At 58.8% G+C, this 14,434-nt stretch carries 19 protein-coding genes and 1 tRNA gene; 13 read left to right on the top strand and 7 right to left on the bottom strand.

What is annotated here, in order from left to right; all coding sequences use genetic code 11:
* The first annotated feature begins 40 nt into the window (after nt 1-40).
* Together JZY08_RS03730 and JZY08_RS03725 are read left to right on the top strand one after the other, a co-directional pair.
* Nucleotides 41-1,051 (top strand): methyltransferase regulatory domain-containing protein, encoded by a 1,011-nt coding sequence (locus JZY08_RS03730; RefSeq protein WP_253204065.1) that lies wholly within the window; start codon nt 41-43, stop codon nt 1,049-1,051.
* A gap of 88 nt (nt 1,052-1,139) precedes the next feature.
* Nucleotides 1,140-2,129 (top strand): AraC family transcriptional regulator, encoded by a 990-nt coding sequence (locus tag JZY08_RS03725; RefSeq protein ID WP_035242714.1) that lies wholly within the window; start codon nt 1,140-1,142, stop codon nt 2,127-2,129.
* Nucleotides 2,130-2,350: 221 nt separating this feature from the next.
* Here JZY08_RS03725 and JZY08_RS03720 read toward each other — a convergent pair.
* Nucleotides 2,351-2,441, bottom strand: a tRNA-Ser gene (locus JZY08_RS03720).
* 162 nt (nt 2,442-2,603) lie between these two features.
* On the opposite strand from JZY08_RS03720, the gene JZY08_RS03715 reads away from it, so the two are divergent.
* Together JZY08_RS03715 and JZY08_RS03710 are read left to right on the top strand one after the other, a co-directional pair.
* Entirely contained in the window at nt 2,604-2,945 is a 342-nt protein-coding gene (locus JZY08_RS03715; RefSeq protein WP_003496975.1) for a hypothetical protein, read from the top strand.
* A 96-nt stretch (nt 2,946-3,041) separates the two neighbouring features.
* The gene (locus tag JZY08_RS03710; protein WP_167373896.1) at nt 3,042-3,218 is read left to right on the top strand and encodes a hypothetical protein; all 177 of its coding nucleotides are present in this window, start codon (nt 3,042-3,044) and stop codon (nt 3,216-3,218) included.
* Between the two features lie 3 nt (nt 3,219-3,221).
* Here the strand turns inward: JZY08_RS03710 and JZY08_RS03705 are convergent, their stop codons facing one another.
* Together JZY08_RS03705 and JZY08_RS03700 are read right to left on the bottom strand one after the other, a co-directional pair.
* The gene (locus JZY08_RS03705; protein WP_216331039.1) at nt 3,222-4,019 is read right to left on the bottom strand and encodes an aldolase/citrate lyase family protein; all 798 of its coding nucleotides are present in this window, start codon (nt 4,017-4,019) and stop codon (nt 3,222-3,224) included.
* A 7-nt stretch (nt 4,020-4,026) separates the two neighbouring features.
* Entirely contained in the window at nt 4,027-5,244 is a 1,218-nt protein-coding gene (locus JZY08_RS03700; RefSeq protein WP_216331038.1) for an FAD-dependent oxidoreductase, read from the bottom strand.
* Nucleotides 5,245-5,572: 328 nt separating this feature from the next.
* Here JZY08_RS03700 and JZY08_RS03695 point away from each other — a divergent pair, with 328 nt between their 5' ends.
* Together JZY08_RS03695 and JZY08_RS03690 are read left to right on the top strand one after the other, a co-directional pair.
* A complete protein-coding gene (locus JZY08_RS03695; protein ID WP_035242718.1) occupies nt 5,573-5,920 on the top strand; it encodes a hypothetical protein in 348 nt (115 codons plus the stop codon).
* Between the two features lie 162 nt (nt 5,921-6,082).
* A complete protein-coding gene (locus tag JZY08_RS03690; RefSeq protein WP_216331037.1) occupies nt 6,083-7,195 on the top strand; it encodes a pyridoxal phosphate-dependent aminotransferase in 1,113 nt (370 codons plus the stop codon).
* A gap of 214 nt (nt 7,196-7,409) precedes the next feature.
* Here the strand turns inward: JZY08_RS03690 and JZY08_RS03685 are convergent, their stop codons facing one another.
* The gene (locus JZY08_RS03685) at nt 7,410-7,589 is read right to left on the bottom strand and encodes a hypothetical protein (RefSeq protein ID WP_082184010.1); all 180 of its coding nucleotides are present in this window, start codon (nt 7,587-7,589) and stop codon (nt 7,410-7,412) included.
* Between the two features lie 49 nt (nt 7,590-7,638).
* The gene (locus JZY08_RS03680) at nt 7,639-7,905 is read right to left on the bottom strand and encodes a sel1 repeat family protein (protein WP_003496982.1); all 267 of its coding nucleotides are present in this window, start codon (nt 7,903-7,905) and stop codon (nt 7,639-7,641) included.
* 597 nt (nt 7,906-8,502) lie between these two features.
* Between JZY08_RS03680 and JZY08_RS03675 the strand changes: the two genes are divergently transcribed.
* The 7 genes from JZY08_RS03675 (at nt 8,503) to JZY08_RS03645 (ending at nt 12,378) form a co-directional block, all read left to right on the top strand.
* Complete coding sequence (locus JZY08_RS03675) at nt 8,503-8,841, top strand: DUF2147 domain-containing protein (RefSeq protein WP_035218140.1); 339 nt, start codon at nt 8,503-8,505, stop codon at nt 8,839-8,841.
* 121 nt (nt 8,842-8,962) lie between these two features.
* Entirely contained in the window at nt 8,963-9,559 is a 597-nt protein-coding gene (locus JZY08_RS03670; protein ID WP_216331036.1) for a hypothetical protein, read from the top strand.
* 157 nt (nt 9,560-9,716) lie between these two features.
* Entirely contained in the window at nt 9,717-9,899 is a 183-nt protein-coding gene (locus JZY08_RS03665; RefSeq protein ID WP_216331035.1) for a hypothetical protein, read from the top strand.
* A gap of 13 nt (nt 9,900-9,912) precedes the next feature.
* The gene (locus JZY08_RS03660; protein WP_216331034.1) at nt 9,913-10,086 is read left to right on the top strand and encodes a hypothetical protein; all 174 of its coding nucleotides are present in this window, start codon (nt 9,913-9,915) and stop codon (nt 10,084-10,086) included.
* Between the two features lie 103 nt (nt 10,087-10,189).
* A complete protein-coding gene (amn, locus tag JZY08_RS03655) occupies nt 10,190-11,695 on the top strand; it encodes an AMP nucleosidase (RefSeq protein WP_035218143.1) in 1,506 nt (501 codons plus the stop codon).
* 66 nt (nt 11,696-11,761) lie between these two features.
* Nucleotides 11,762-11,992, top strand: coding sequence for a type II toxin-antitoxin system VapB family antitoxin (locus JZY08_RS03650; RefSeq protein WP_216331033.1), 231 nt, complete (start codon nt 11,762-11,764; stop codon nt 11,990-11,992).
* The gene (locus JZY08_RS03645) at nt 11,989-12,378 is read left to right on the top strand and encodes a PIN domain nuclease (RefSeq protein ID WP_216331032.1); all 390 of its coding nucleotides are present in this window, start codon (nt 11,989-11,991) and stop codon (nt 12,376-12,378) included. The genes JZY08_RS03650 and JZY08_RS03645 overlap by 4 nt, the downstream gene beginning before the upstream one ends.
* A gap of 3 nt (nt 12,379-12,381) precedes the next feature.
* On the opposite strand, the gene JZY08_RS03640 is transcribed toward JZY08_RS03645, so the two are convergent.
* Both JZY08_RS03640 and JZY08_RS03635 read right to left on the bottom strand, forming a co-directional pair.
* Nucleotides 12,382-12,852 carry an OsmC family protein gene (locus JZY08_RS03640; RefSeq protein ID WP_216331031.1) on the bottom strand — a complete coding sequence of 157 codons (471 nt, stop codon included), beginning with the start codon at nt 12,850-12,852 and terminating at the stop codon, nt 12,382-12,384.
* A 61-nt stretch (nt 12,853-12,913) separates the two neighbouring features.
* Complete coding sequence (locus tag JZY08_RS03635) at nt 12,914-14,290, bottom strand: aspartate aminotransferase family protein (RefSeq protein ID WP_035242839.1); 1,377 nt, start codon at nt 14,288-14,290, stop codon at nt 12,914-12,916.
* Nucleotides 14,291-14,434 lie beyond the last annotated feature (144 nt).

The following is a 14,434-nucleotide window of genomic DNA, read 5'->3' as shown; positions in this document are numbered from 1 at the left end:
GCGCATCCTTATCGATCGGGCAAATCGAAGTTCAGGACCATTGCAGGCGCGCATCGAGGAAGCCCTCGCTTTCGCGGACACGCTTCTCAAATCAGATGCAGGATATTTCAAAAACAATCCTTCGGTGAAAACGCATTTCGGCCAGATGCAGCCGATGCCGCGCAATTATCTCGCGCACGAATATTTCAATGAGGACTGGCATCCCATGTATTTTGCGGATGTCGTCAGGGAGTTGTCTGCGGCAAAGCTCTCATTCCTCGGCTCGGTCGATCTGCTTGATGTGGTAGAGAGCCAGTTGCTGAGCCCCGCGCAGCAGGATTTGCTGGGCGGTGAGGCGGATCCGATACAGCGCGAGGCGTTGAAAGCCATCGTGACGAATGAGCAGTTTCGCCGAGATCTGTTCGTAAAGGGCGCAATCCCCCATTCGGTTCGAAGTTCGGCAGGCGGATGGATCGATGCCCGGTTTGCGCTTTCCAGACCGCGCGACGTGGTTGCCGCAGCCCTGAAACGGCGTTTTACAAATCAGCAGCTTCAAGAGGCGGTTTACGAGCCGCTGCTGAATGTTCTGTCTGGCGGTCCCGTTACCGTGCGGGAAATTTTGAGCGACGGTATCGTTGGTCGTTCTCTGTCCTGGGGGCAAGTGACGGACACGCTGAGCACACTCGTCGGCGCAGGATACCTCCAGCCATGCCTGCGGGCGGAGGGACAGGCGAAGCGCGATAAAAGCTGCGCCGCGTTCAACGCTGCTGTTTGCAGGAGCGCGAAGGACAGCGAAACTCTACAGTTTCTCGCCTCTCCGGTGACCGGCGGTGGCGTCAGGCTGGACAGGTTCGAACAGCTTTTTCTTCTGGCGATAAGTGACGGTAAAGAGCAGCCGGAAGAATGGGCCATTTATGCCTGGTCAGTGCTTGCTCCCCAGGGACAGAAATTGTTGAAGGAGGGAAAAACGCTCGAAACCGACGAAGAGAATTTGACCGAACTCTTCGCACGGGCGAACGCGTTTACCAATAATCTGCTTCCAGTATGTCGCTCCCTGCGCATCGTGCAATAAACGTCCGGTCGGTATTGCTGAAAGTTGCTGGCCGTTGAAATATGCGCTGCAAGTGGACGGCTGACGTCACCGCGCGCGAGAAACCAGAATGGCCTCATCGAACACCTACGCGATTGATACAACTTGGCGGATGATTCTCAAGGACCTCGGCATCGTCCCTGCCAACGCCCTGCGGCGTGCGGGCCTGTCAGACGATCTTCTGCAACACCGCTCAGTTCGCCTCCTGCCCGATGAATACCACCGTCTCTGGAAAGGAATGGAGGCGGAGGCGGGTGATGGACTTCTCCCGCTGCGGGTGTGTGAAGCGATCCGCGGCGAAGCTTTTTCGCCGCCGATCTTCGCCGCCTTGTGCAGCCCGAACCTCGTAACGGCCATCCGCCGCATCGCTCAATACAAGCGGCTGATCGCGCCAATGCACATCGAGGTATTGGAGGAGCATGATGCGATGACCTTGGTGCTCTCGTGGATCTGTGCGGACCAGCCGCCGGATTCCCTGATCCTGCTGGAACTGATCTTTTTCGTGTCGCTCGCTCGCATGGGGACGCGCGAGACGGTTATTCCAATCGCAGTGACGGCGACCGCCCTGCCCTCACCGATCGCCCCTTACGAAGCTTTTCTTGGGATAAGCCTGAAACAGGGGGCGCACTATCAGCTCGTCTTTAGTGCAGCCGATGCGACCCGCCCCTTCCTGACCTCAAATTCGCAAATGTGGGCGACATTCGAGCCCCATCTACGGCAGCAGCTCGCCGAACTGGATGGAGATGTCACGACGTCGCAACGCGTTCGTGCGGCCCTTCTCGAGGGAATCCCGAGCGGGCGTATTTCCGTTGAGGCGATCGCCGGGAAGCTCGCGATGAGCAAGCGAACCTTGCAACGGCGCATCGAGTCTGAAGGCGCCAGCTATCAGCAACTCCTGGCGGAGACACGCGAAGCTCTTGCACACCACTACCTCATGAAGACGGCCCTGCCCCTGACAGAGATCTCTTTCCTGCTCGGGTTTGATGAGCCGAACTCGTTTTATCGCGCCTTTCGGACGTGGACGGGAAAGACCCCGGATAGTGTCAGGTGTACGCACTGAGCGGAGCCGCTTGTTCGACCCGCAGAACCCCCTGTGAACGCTTTTCTGGCCTCATCTCTATTCGGGATCTGGCACGCACCGACGCGGCTTGTATCGGCGCCCATGCTGCGAAGCGCATCGCCTCAAGAGGCGGTGGATGATTCAATCCGCACACGATAAAAATGCTTAAGGCCTGGTAGCGGGGGAAGTCGGCGGTACGGAATTTCCCGTTTGTGCCGAAATGGCGGAGAGGATGGGATTCGAACCCACGATACGCTTTTGACGTATACTCCCTTAGCAGGGGAGCGCCTTCGACCACTCGGCCACCTCTCCGGTGCGGCCTGATTATTGCTTAAAAAAAATGATTGCAAGGCTTTTTCGCCGAGAAGCCGAAAAACCTGTTGGTGGAGCAACGGTCAGTGAAACTTTGCAGGCAATTGGGGAACTTCTTTAAGGCCGGCACGTTCTCGCTTCGGAAACAAAAGAGGTGTTCTAATGGCTCAGACCAAACTGAATGTTGTCGAAGACACGATCGAAAACCAGATTGCGGAGTTGCGCACGCAAATCGCGTCTCTCTCCAAATCCGTTTCCGCCCGCGCGGAAGGTGTAGGCGAGGATGCATCCGAATTTCTGGATGAGGCACGTGGCCGCGTTCGCAAGGCGGCAAGCAACGTGCGCGCCCAGGGACAGAACGTCGTGGAGGCGGTCAAGGAAAATCCCGGCACCGCGACCTCGCTGCTGACGATCGTCGGCGCACTCGGTTTTGCCATCGGTTATGCGGTCGGCGCGGGCACACAGCAGAGCTCGTCCAACAGCAGCCTTTATCGCTGGCGCTGATAGTCTGCCTATACGACCAAAACCCAGGGCAAGGCGGGATTTATTCCGCCTTGCTTCTTCGCGTTAATTCCAAAGACATGAAAAATGGGGGCGAACATGCAGTTCAGCGACGATCTTGAAGAGGCATTGTCGGATTTTGCGAGAGATCACGGCATTAACAGGGATGAGGCGATCCAGCGCATCGTCCGCGCCGCCCTCATCAACAACGGTTATCTTGCCTCCGGCGAAGAGGGCATTCCGCCGGAAAAGCTGAATGCCAGCAACGACGATTGAGCGTCAATATCCGGATTTCGCCGCAGGTGCTACGCCGCCCTTGTAGCGGCTGGAGAGCGACCGCAACGTGTTGGCAAATTCCGTGACATCGGCACCGACGGCGACAAAGGACGCACCGAGTTCGAGATAGCGGCGATTGAAAGTCTCATTGAAGGTGAGAATGCCGGCAGCCTTGCCGGCTGCGACGATCTTGACGATTGCCGCCTCGATGACCGCCTGCACTTCAGGCTCATCCAGCCTGCCGAGATAGCCCATATCCGCCGCAAGATCCGCCGGGCCGATGAAGACGCCGTCCACCCCTTCCACCGCGAGAATATTGTCGAGATCGTTGATCGCCGCACGGGTTTCGGCCTGCACCAGCAGGCAGACGCTATCGGAGGCGCTATCGGCATAGTCAGTTATCGTATTGAAGGCGGATGCGCGGGCAACGGCCGCCCCCATGCCGCGAATACCGCGTGGCGGATAATGCATGGCGCTGACCAAACCTTCAGCCTGAGCTGCCGAATCAACCATCGGAACGAGCAGCGTGCGGGCGCCCGCATCCAATAGCTGCTTGATCATCCAGCTTTCGCCGACCGGCACACGCACCACCGGTTCGGCGGGCGAGGTGGCGAGCGCGCGCAGCTGGTCGATGATGCTGCGCAGATCGTTCGGCCCATGCTCGCCGTCAATCACCAGCCAGTCGAACCCCGCTGTTCCGGCGATTTCCGCCGTGATGGCCTCACCCATGTCGAGCCAGAGACCGATTTGCGGCTTCCCGGCATGGATGGCTGTTTTGAAACGATTTTCGGGAGCGGGCATGATGTCCTCAGGAGAGCAGTAATTTCAGATCGGCAGACGGGTCCGCCAGGATGGTGCGGTCAGGCTCTGCGCCGGTATCGAGCAGTTTCTTGCCGGAGACATAGGCCTTCGCGTCATTGACGGCATCGACGGCCACGAAGCGGCCATCGCGGAAATACCAGACAGACCAGCTGCCTTCGCGTGCGCCGGGCCGCAGCACCGTCTCGTCATAACCGAGATTGAAACCGGCAATCTGCAGCTTCACCTCGTATTGATCCGACCAGAACCACGGCTTGGCGTCATAGGCGATTTCGGTGCCCGCCAGCACATGAGCGGCGGCCTCGGCCTGATCGACCGCGTTCTGGACCGATTCGATTCGCACATGCTGGCCACGCCAGGGCAGCAAGGCACAATCGCCCACCGCATGAATATCCTTGTCCGAGCTGCGGGTATATTCGTCCACCACTATGCCATTGCCGACATCGAGGCCCGATTCGCGCGCAAGACGATCATTCGGGGTCACGCCGATGCCGACGATGACGAAATCCACGTCGAGCGTCGAGCCATCGGAAAGTTCAGCGGCGGCAACCCGGCCATCCATGCCGACAAGACGCACAAGGCCGGTCTTTTCGCGGATCGCGACGCCGTTTGCCTGATGGATGCCGCGCATGATGTCAGCCGTTTCCGGCGCTGCCACACGCTGGAGAATGCGGTCGGCCATTTCGATCAAGGTCACATCGAGGCCGAGCTTGCGGGCGACAGCCGCCGCTTCCAGACCGATATAACCGCCGCCGATAACCAGCAGCCTGCGGCCGGGCTTCATCTCTTCCATCAGCCGGTCGGCATCGCGCTTGTCGCGAACGGTCAGAACCCCTTCGAGATCGCCGCCGATGCTGGCGGGCAGCAGGCGTGGTGAAGCACCGGTTGCCAGCACCAGCCTGTCGTAGGAAAGCGTGCTGCCATCCTGCATGCGCAACGATTTGGCCGCGCGGTCGATCTCCTCCACCCAGGTGGAGAGCCGGATATCGACATTGTTTTCCGCGTACCATTCCACGGGGCGAAACATCAGCCGGTCGAAGCTCATCTCGCCGAGAAGGTATTTTTTGGAAAGCGGCGGCCGCTGGTAAGGATAGGCATCCTCGGAACCGATGATGGTGATGGGGCGCTCATCCTTCAGCGCCCTGAGCTTTGCGGCCAGCGCGAAAGCGGCCTGCCCTGCCCCGACGATTACCAGCCTTCCCGTCACATTCCACTCCCAGAACAATCGCGATGGGACGATCCTGCCGCATTCACGAAGCCATATTGCCGGATCAGGCGTAACGCCAAGTACGGCCCGCGTCAACCGCGCAGCCACGCCAGCCCTGTGCAAGCATGACGCATTATCAGCACTGGCTCAGACAGGACTGCAACCGGAAGGAGCCGGGCGCATTTCCATCAAGGGAAACATCGTTTTGCGAAATGGATGTTGGCCCATGTCGAGACGGACAAGGTATAATTGCGCGGATTTCCTTCACGACCTGGCAAGGAAGCCGCGTTAAAATAGGCACCAGGAAGAGGCAATCCGGGAGGTTGTCATGGCTTTACATATGGATCCCCGTCAAAGCGTCCCCCAGGACGAGCAGTACGAGAAATTTCAGATCGACCGGCCCGGCAAGATCACCTTCATCGGGCATCATCTCAGCGCCAAGGACACGATGCGCTGCCTCGTGCGCACCATTTCCCTTTACGGCGCGGAACTCGAAGTCAGCCCGCATCTGGAGATGCCTGCCAATTTCTATCTGGAAATCCTCGGTATTCGCGACGAAATCGGCTGCACGCTGATCCGTCGGGAGGAGGAAAAGGTGACCATCGGCTTCAACATGCTGATCGATGCCGAATTCCTGCACCATGTGCGCAGGTTGAGTTTCGAGACCAGCGCCTGAACCCGACACGGCGTGCCGACCGATTCGCCGGCAGGTTTTTCTGTCGGGGAGTGGCAAAAACTGTTCCAAAACAGTCATCCGATAACCGGGCGCAGCTTGCGTCCGGTTTTTTTGCACCTATTGTGTGCCGGGTTTTAAAACAGGTACCGGAACTCTCAGCCAATGTCCGCTTTTTCACGCCTTACGCCGCTTGCCGTCTCGCTCCCTTCAACCGTTCCTTTCGTTGGCCCCGAGGCCATCGAGCGAAACCGCGGCCTGAAGGTGGAAGCGCGGATAGGCGCCAACGAAAGCGGCTTTGGCCCCGCCCCTTCCGTGCTTCTGGCCATGCGGGATGCGGCCGCCGACACCTGGATGTATAGCGATCCGGAAAATTTCGAGTTGAAGGAGGCGCTGGCCATCCACCACGGCGTTGCGCGCGGCAACATTGCCATTGGCGGCGGGGTCGATGGGTTGCTGGGTGAGATCGCAAGGCTGATCGTCGAGCCGGGAACGCCGGTGGTCACGTCGCTCGGCGGTTATCCCACCTTCAATTACCATGTGAACGGCTTCGGCGGAAAACTCGTGACCACGCCCTATGTCGACGATCACGAGGATCTCGACGGGCTTCTCGATCTCGTTATCCGGGAAAATGCACCGCTCGTCTATTTCGCCAATCCCGACAATCCGATGGGAAGCTGGTGGGAGGCAAGCGAGGTCGTGGCCTTTGCCCGCGCGCTGCCGGAAACCTGCCTGCTCATTCTGGACGAGGCCTATTGCGAGACCGCACCTGCCAGCGCCGTTCCGGCCATTGACGCGCTGATCGGCCAGCCGAACATCCTGCGCATGCGCACTTTCTCGAAGGCCTATGGGCTGGCTGGCGCCCGCGTGGGTTATGCCATCGGCACGCTTGGCAATGTCGAAGCCTTCGACAAGATTCGCAATCATTTCGGCATGGCGCGCATTTCCGTCGCCGGCGCATTGGCGGCGCTGAAGGACCAGGCCTATCTGCATGAGGTCGTCGGGAAAATCTCAGAGGCCCGCGATCGCATCTCGGCGATTGCCCGCGATAACGAGTTTTCGCCACTCCCCTCCGCCACCAATTTCGTCACCATCGATTGTCACCGCGACGGCACTTACGCCCGCGCCATCGTTGACGGCTTGATGGAACATGGCGTGTTCATCCGCATGCCGGGCATCGCTCCGCTCAACCGCTGCATTCGCGTGAGTGTGGGACCGGAAGACAAGCTTGATCTTTTTGAAACGGCGCTGCCGAAGGTTATCAAGGCGATTGGGTGATATTTAATGCTTTCCTTTCCGTCATTCCGGCCCTGAGCCGGAATCCAGCGCGATCAAGTCCTTGATCGCGAAAGACTCTTTCACGCCGCAGACGCGGCGTGGCTGGATGCCGGATCAAGTCCGGCATGACGGAAGAAGGAAGCAAATCGAAAACCGCATCTGCCATGTCTGCCGGAGCGGTTTCATCCCCACCACAGCGTGATGCGAATGCGATTCAAAATCCGCCCGCAAGCCCCTGCCCGCGAATCATTTTCCAGAAAACGACATTGCCAAACATAAGAAAACCGCGCCGGCCTTGTTCCTGCCGGTCGCGGTTTGATGTGTCAGCGCAAAAGCCCTTTTCAAAGCCCTCGCCGCATTCCCCTTCGGGTTTACTTTCGTTTGCACCGGTCATCGGGACTGGAGGGAACCTGACCGGAAATTCTATCGCGGATGCGGGTGCGTCAGTGCATCGTCATCCAGTCGCGGGCGGCACGCAGCGCTTCGGCCAGTTCCGCCTTGGTCATGTTGCGGGCAAGATCGGCGCGCAGCGAAGCGGCTCTTTCCGATCCGCGGATCGCGGCGATGTTGAGCCATTTGTGGGCCGCAACCAGGTCCACCTTGCATCCCCGCCCGGTCGCATAGACCAGGCCGAGATTGCAAAGGGTGTCGGCGCGGGTTTCGCCACCGGCAACTGCCATTTCGATATCGCGAATTTCAAAGCGTGCCATCGTTTTTATCCCTGTCTTCTCGCCTGTTTCATCAAGTGCCTTCTTGCCGAGGCTACCGTTCGAACCTGCCGTCTTATGCGGCTTTTTTGTCCTTCCGGCCGGCAGGTTTTCCCTGCGCTTTTGATGAGCCCAATATGCCATGAGGCCTTCAACGGGCACTTAAAAGGCATGATTAATGTGACGCAAACAAACTGCAAACGATTGGTAAAATTGGGTTTTTGTTAAATATCGCAAGGTGCGGAAATTAAGGACTTTGCGGCGAATTTTACGAAAACTTCAGAATTGGATTTCAACCCTTCATTCACCACGATCAAAACAACGATTTTTGGATTTCCCGCTTTTCCGCTCCTTCAGCGGGTGCTGAGGCCCCATAAAGACCGCAAATTTCTGTTTCCTTTTACGTGAACGTAAAATAACATCCGCCTGCCTGTCATGAGGATGAAACAGGCAAAGGACAAAGCAGGCGTAGCGAGCAATCGTTGCGCCGCCGGGCGGCCGTGCATCATGGATGGCGCATGGCATGCCAAAGGGTTTGGATCTGCGCATTGGTCCCTGACACGGTTCAGGGAAGCGGCGCGAATTTCGGGAGGAGTTTTTATGAAGCGTGTAATGATGATTGCCGCCGCCCTGATGATGGGTGGCAACCTTGCCTTTGCGGCCGAGCCCATTGAAGGCAACTGGAAGACGGCAAGCGGCGAGACAGCCGCAATCGGTCCCTGCGGCGCGGCTTTTTGCGTGACGCTGAAGACCGGCAAACATGCCGGAAAACAGATCGGCAAGCTTTCCGGCAAGGGAAACAGCTATGCCGGTGACATTACCGACCCCGCCAATGACAAGACCTATAGCGGCTCCGGCACCGTTTCCGGCAATTCGCTGAGCATGAAGGGTTGCGTTCTGAAGATACTGTGCAAGTCGCAGACCTGGACGCGGCTGTAAAATCAGGCACGGCGGGTGAGCCTTTGAAAGCTCGCCTGCCGTCGCAGGCGGATGTGGCGGGGAACGGACCTATCCGTTGATGTATCGTTGCGGTCCCGCCGAACACGATTAAGATCGACGCATGCGACCCACCCTTTCCACGATCCTGATCTCGGGCACCTCACATGTCGGCAAAAGCACCCTTGCCGGTCTGTTGGGCGCAAAGCTTGGGTGCGAGGCAATATCGACCGATAGTCTCGCGCGCCACCCGGGACGGCCCTGGCCCGGCATACCGGCGCCTGTCGAGGAATATTACACACAGCTATCGGCAGAAACGATCCATTGGTTTCTGAAGGTCCACCACCAGAATATCTGGCCGCTGATCCGCGGGCTGATCGACAGCAAAGCGCGCACCGGCCATCAAGCCGTTTTCGAGGGCGCGGCCCTGCGGCCGGAATTCGTTGCGCCCCTTCTTGGCGAGGCGACCGCCGGTGTCTTTCTCCATGCCGAGAACGACTTTCTTCTGGAGAGAATGCGCTCGCAGGCACGATACAACGATGCGGCGAGCGGCCAGCGCCGGATCATGGATGCCTTCATCGAACGCTCGCTGCGCGAAAATGCCGAGATGATGGCATCGGCGCGGCAACTTGGCATGCCGCTTGTCGATGTTGAAAACCCCGCCGCACTCGACAGCCTTGTCACCGAATTTGTCGAGCGTTCCAGCGCCTCTCCGGCATGATTCGATAGGCGGATGTGCACGCTCCGAAGCCATCGAAAGCTTCAATTGTCCCGCAGCGTACCCCGTTAACCTCCCTGAATGCCATATGAACCGGGGTCTCAGGGTCCGTTCAGTCCGACTATGGCAAAACTCTGTCCATCAACTCCAATAAAGGGGAATGGACATGGCAAAGCTGATCAGCCGGCTGGCAATCTTCGCGTTTCTCATGGCGATCTTCGCCATGTCCTTCGCTTCGCTCGTCGTCAATCCCAACCGCAGCTTTCAGCGGGTGAATGCCGGTGCGGCCATCGCCTGCCAGCATAGCCCGGCACCCATCGCCAATTGCCCCGTTGTGCTCTAAGAAGGACAGGTCCATGACCGGCAGCTTTTCCAATGGCCTGTTTTCCGCACTGAGACTGGTGCTGATGGCCTCGATCTTTCTCGGCCCGGTGGCGGGACTTGCGGTTTACAAGGCCGATCCCCGCCCGGCATCCAAGGGCGCCGGTTTCGTGCTTCTGATGAGCCTGCAACGCGGCGCGCTCGGCTGAAATTCCGTCACCCTACCCTCACCCCGGCCGTATTTTCCGTTTCTTTTCAGTTTCTTCGTATTTCTGTCGCTTGCCTGTCGAAATTGCCCTCTTATAATGGGCCATGACAATAGCAAAACCAACGATTCCGCCCCTCACCTTCGTCACTCCTGAGCCTTTCGCGCCGCAGACATTCACGGACCCGAAAGAAGCCGTGGCGGCTTTGAACGCGCTTTACGAACGCAATACGGCGTTCCTGATCAATTCCTTCACCGAACTGGCCAAGGGCGCGCCGATTGCCGGCCGCTACCGCGCCTGCTATCCGCAGGTCAGCCTTGAGACCGCCACCTTCGGCCATGTCGATTCGCGTCTCTCCTACGGCCATGTCACCGCCCCCGGCGTCTATACAACGACGATCACACGGCCGGAGCTTTTCCGCCATTATCTCAAGGAACAGCTGGGGCTTCTGATGAAGAACCACGGCGTTCCGGTCACGGTGTCGGAATCGGCCACGCCCATTCCGCTGCATTTCGCTTTCGGCGAAGGCGCCTATGTCGAGGCGGCGGCGGCCTCCTCGCTGTCTGACGTGCCGCTGCGCGATCTGTTCGATACGCCCGATCTCAACAATACCGACGATCTCATCGCCAATGGCGAATATGATCAGGTACCCGGCGAACCGGCACCGCTTGCGCCCTTTACCGCGCAGCGCATCGATTATTCGCTAGCCCGTCTCAGCCACTATACGGCAACCAGCGCCAGCCATTTCCAGAACTTCGTGCTGTTCACCAACTACCAGTTCTATATCGATGAATTCGCCGCATGGGCGCGTCAGTTGATGAAGAATGGCGGCGAGGGTTACACCGCCTTCGTGGAACCGGGCAACATCGTCACCCCGGCCGGCTCCGACAAGCCGGAAACGGACGCCGTGCTGGCCCGCCTGCCGCAGATGCCCGCCTATCACCTGAAGAAAAAGGGCCATGCCGGCATTACGCTCGTCAATATTGGCGTCGGCCCTTCCAACGCCAAGACGATCACCGACCATATCGCCGTGCTGCGCCCGCATGCCTGGCTGATGGTCGGCCACTGCGCCGGCCTGCGCAACAGTCAGCGACTGGGCGATTATGTTCTGGCGCATGCCTATGTGCGTGAGGACCACGTTCTCGACGACGACCTGCCGGTCTGGGTGCCGATCCCGGCGCTCGCCGAAGTGCAGCTGGCGCTGGAAGGCGCTGTCGCGGAAGTCACCGGTTACGAAGGCTTCGAGTTGAAGCGCATCATGCGCACCGGCACCGTCGCCACCATCGACAACCGCAACTGGGAACTTCGCGATCAGGCCGGCCCCGTCAAGCGCCTGTCGCAATCGCGCGCCATAGCGCTCGATATGGAATCGGCCACCATCGCCGCCAACGGCTTCCGCTTCCGCGTGCCCTATGGCACCCTTCTCTGCGTCTCCGACAAGCCGCTGCATGGCGAACTGAAGCTGCCGGGCATGGCAACGGAGTTCTACCGCACGCAGGTCGCCCAGCACTTGCAGATCGGCATCCGCGCCGTGCAGAAACTGGCCGCCATGCCGACGGAAACGCTGCACTCTCGCAAGCTCAGAAGCTTTTACGAGACGGCGTTCCAGTAAAAATAGATATCGCTAAAAACGTCCTTGGTGTATTGTTTCGAAAATCGATACACCAAGGGTTTCCCAATGCGCACCAACATTGAAATTGATGACGCCTTGATCGCCGAGGCGATGGAAATAACCGGTCTCTCCACCAAAAAAGCGACGGTAGAAAAGGCATTGCGGGATCTCGTGCGCATTCACCGTCAAATGCGTGCGCTTGATGCATTAGAGGGCATGGGCTGGGAAGGCAATCTGGATGAGATGCGGACGGACTGGGATGCGGAAACGGATTGGGACATAGAGGATTCCAAATGATCGTCGCAGATACGTCTGCATGGATTTCGCTCATTCGAAAAGATTCACCCGCCCTCGCTTTAAAGCTTCGCACCGCCATAACGCAGAGTAACATCCTTGTCGGAGACATTGTTCTCCTGGAGGTTCTTCAGGGTGCACGCGACGGCCAATATGCTCGCCGTCTGGAGCAAATGTTAAGCGAATTTCCCTGCGTCGCGATGATGTCTCCCCAACTCGCTATCAAGGCTGCCGCGAATTACCGCTTCCTACGGGCGCGCGGTTATACGATCCGTAAAAACAACGACCTCATCATCGGCACTTACTGCATCGAAAACGGATACGAACTGCTGCACAACGACCGAGACTTTCAGCCTATGGCCGATCATCTCGGTCTGCAACTGGCCTGAATTTCAAACTACCTTCACTATCCCCTCCACACGCACCGGAAAATTCACCGACCGTGCGATGAAGCATTTATCGTGTGCGTCGTGATGCAATTCGTCCGCTCTGGCGAGGTCGCCTTTGGAGATGGTGATAACGGGCTTCAGCACCACTTCGCTGAATTGCCCCGCGCCGTCCTTTTCCATCACCAGCGTGCCTTCGGCATTGTCGATATAGTCTTCAACGATGATGCCGTTGACGGAGCAGAAATGCAGATACCAGAGCTTGTGGCAGGCCGAGAGCGAGGCGACCAGCAGGTCTTCCGGGTTCCAGCGGGAAGGATCGCCGCGGAAGGCTGGGTCGGAGGAGCCGGCGATATCGGCTTTTCCCGAAGTGGAAATCGTGTAGTCGCGTTCGTAGTCACGGTAGCCCGAGGTGCCCTTGCCGCGATTGCCGGTCCACTTCACCTGAACGGCATAGTGATGTTCCTGTCCTGCCATGTTAATTCCTCCCTTAAGAGTTTTTTGTCGCATTTTTCCGAACGTAAATCGCTATACGCTTTTATCGGATATGCTCTCGCGTATCGCGCAGGTGATCTAGCCCGTGGCGCAGCGTCTCGATGATCTGGTCCACCTCAGAACGGCTGATCGTCAGCGCCGGCGAAGCCAGCATGCGGTCGCCGGTGGCGCGCATCACGAGGCCGTTTGCCAGGCAATGGTTGCGCACTTCAGTGCCGATATCATCCGGCTTGTCAAAACGCCTGCGGGTCGCCTTGTCGGCCGTCAGCTGCAGGCCGCCCATGAGGCCGACATTCACCGCCTCACCCACCAGTTCGTGGTCGGTGAGGCTTTTCCAGCCCTCAGAAAAATAAGGGCCGATATCGTCACGCACCCGCTCCACCAGCCCCTCATCCTCGATGATGCGAAGGTTTTCAAGGGCAGCAGCGGCGCAGACGGGATGGCCGGAATAGGTGAAGCCGTGGTTGAAATCGCCAACCTCGGACAACATCACCTCCGCCACACGGTCGGAAACGATGACCCCGCCAATCGGCAGATAACCGGAAGACAGGCCCTTGGCGACGGGCGCGAGGTCCGGCTCCACACCGAAATGCTGGTAACCAAACCAGGAGCCGAGACGGCCGAAACCGCAGATCACCTCATCCGACACCAGCAGAATGTTGCGCGCCTTGCAGATGCGGGCGATTTCCGGCCAGTAGGTTTCCGGCGGCACGATGACCCCACCGGCGCCCTGAATGGGTTCCGCCACGAAAGCGGCGACATTCTCTTCGCCCAGTTCGTCGATCTTCGCTTCCAGTTCGCGGGCGACTTTCAGGCCGAATTCCGCGGGTGAGAGATCGCCGCCCTCGGCATACCAATAGGGCTGACCGATGTGAGCCACGCCCTCGATCGGCAGGTTGCCCTGCTCATGCATCCACTTCATGCCGCCGAGCGAAGCGCCGGCGACCGTGGAGCCGTGATAACCGTTGCGGCGGGCAATCACCTTGGTCTTGGTCGGATGGCCGAGCGCCTTCCAGTAGACCCGCGCCATGCGGAACCAGGTGTCGGTGGCCTCCGAACCGGAATTGGTGAAGAACACATGGTTCATCTTCGGCCCGGCGCGCGAGGCGATCTTCTGCGCGAGAAGCGTGGCTGGTGGTGTCGTGGTGCCGAAAAAGGCGTTGTAATAGGGCAGTTCGTTCATCTGGCGCTGCACGACATCGGCGATCTCGCGGCGTCCATAACCGATATTCACGCACCACAGGCCCGCAAAGGCGTCGAGATATTTCTTGCCGGTGCTGTCATAGATGAACACCCCTTCCGCGCGCTCGATGATGCGGGTGCCGGCGGCATTCAGCTTGCCCATGTCGGAAAAGGGATGGAGGTGATGGGCGGCATCGATGGCGGCGAGATTGGACATCGGCTTGGAGACTTCATTCATGACAGATCGCACTCCCATAAAGGCGACGGCGCTCACGCTGCCGCGCCCGCCGAACATGGCCGGGCGGCTTCGATTTGGCAAGACTGGCGTTTTTTAGGGGGCGGCCTGGACGAGCGGAGGACGAGCGGAGGTGGCCAGGTTTCT

Origin of the sequence: Rhizobium sp. X9 (assembly GCF_018873185.1) — a bacterium.
Lineage (GTDB): Bacteria > Pseudomonadota > Alphaproteobacteria > Rhizobiales > Rhizobiaceae > Agrobacterium > Agrobacterium oryzihabitans.
Note: the sequence above shows the minus strand (reverse complement) of the source record. Positions and strands in the feature narration are given on the sequence as shown.

What these genes read in the sequence shown, in the direction of transcription:
- JZY08_RS03725 (WP_035242714.1), top strand. Translation starts at nt 1,140, where the DNA reads ATGGCCTCATCGAACACCTACGCGATTGATACAACTTGGCGGATGATT.
- JZY08_RS03715 (WP_003496975.1), top strand. Translation starts at nt 2,604, where the DNA reads ATGGCTCAGACCAAACTGAATGTTGTCGAAGACACGATCGAAAACCAG.
- JZY08_RS03710 (WP_167373896.1), top strand. Translation starts at nt 3,042, where the DNA reads ATGCAGTTCAGCGACGATCTTGAAGAGGCATTGTCGGATTTTGCGAGA.
- JZY08_RS03705 (WP_216331039.1), bottom strand. Translation starts at nt 4,019, where the DNA reads ATGCCCGCTCCCGAAAATCGTTTCAAAACAGCCATCCATGCCGGGAAG.
- JZY08_RS03695 (WP_035242718.1), top strand. Translation starts at nt 5,573, where the DNA reads ATGGCTTTACATATGGATCCCCGTCAAAGCGTCCCCCAGGACGAGCAG.
- JZY08_RS03690 (WP_216331037.1), top strand. Translation starts at nt 6,083, where the DNA reads ATGTCCGCTTTTTCACGCCTTACGCCGCTTGCCGTCTCGCTCCCTTCA.
- JZY08_RS03685 (WP_082184010.1), bottom strand. Translation starts at nt 7,589, where the DNA reads ATGACCGGTGCAAACGAAAGTAAACCCGAAGGGGAATGCGGCGAGGGC.
- JZY08_RS03680 (WP_003496982.1), bottom strand. Translation starts at nt 7,905, where the DNA reads ATGGCACGCTTTGAAATTCGCGATATCGAAATGGCAGTTGCCGGTGGC.
- JZY08_RS03675 (WP_035218140.1), top strand. Translation starts at nt 8,503, where the DNA reads ATGAAGCGTGTAATGATGATTGCCGCCGCCCTGATGATGGGTGGCAAC.
- JZY08_RS03670 (WP_216331036.1), top strand. Translation starts at nt 8,963, where the DNA reads ATGCGACCCACCCTTTCCACGATCCTGATCTCGGGCACCTCACATGTC.
- JZY08_RS03665 (WP_216331035.1), top strand. Translation starts at nt 9,717, where the DNA reads ATGGACATGGCAAAGCTGATCAGCCGGCTGGCAATCTTCGCGTTTCTC.
- JZY08_RS03660 (WP_216331034.1), top strand. Translation starts at nt 9,913, where the DNA reads ATGACCGGCAGCTTTTCCAATGGCCTGTTTTCCGCACTGAGACTGGTG.
- amn (WP_035218143.1), top strand. Translation starts at nt 10,190, where the DNA reads ATGACAATAGCAAAACCAACGATTCCGCCCCTCACCTTCGTCACTCCT.
- JZY08_RS03650 (WP_216331033.1), top strand. Translation starts at nt 11,762, where the DNA reads ATGCGCACCAACATTGAAATTGATGACGCCTTGATCGCCGAGGCGATG.
- JZY08_RS03645 (WP_216331032.1), top strand. Translation starts at nt 11,989, where the DNA reads ATGATCGTCGCAGATACGTCTGCATGGATTTCGCTCATTCGAAAAGAT.
- JZY08_RS03640 (WP_216331031.1), bottom strand. Translation starts at nt 12,852, where the DNA reads ATGGCAGGACAGGAACATCACTATGCCGTTCAGGTGAAGTGGACCGGC.
- JZY08_RS03635 (WP_035242839.1), bottom strand. Translation starts at nt 14,290, where the DNA reads ATGAATGAAGTCTCCAAGCCGATGTCCAATCTCGCCGCCATCGATGCC.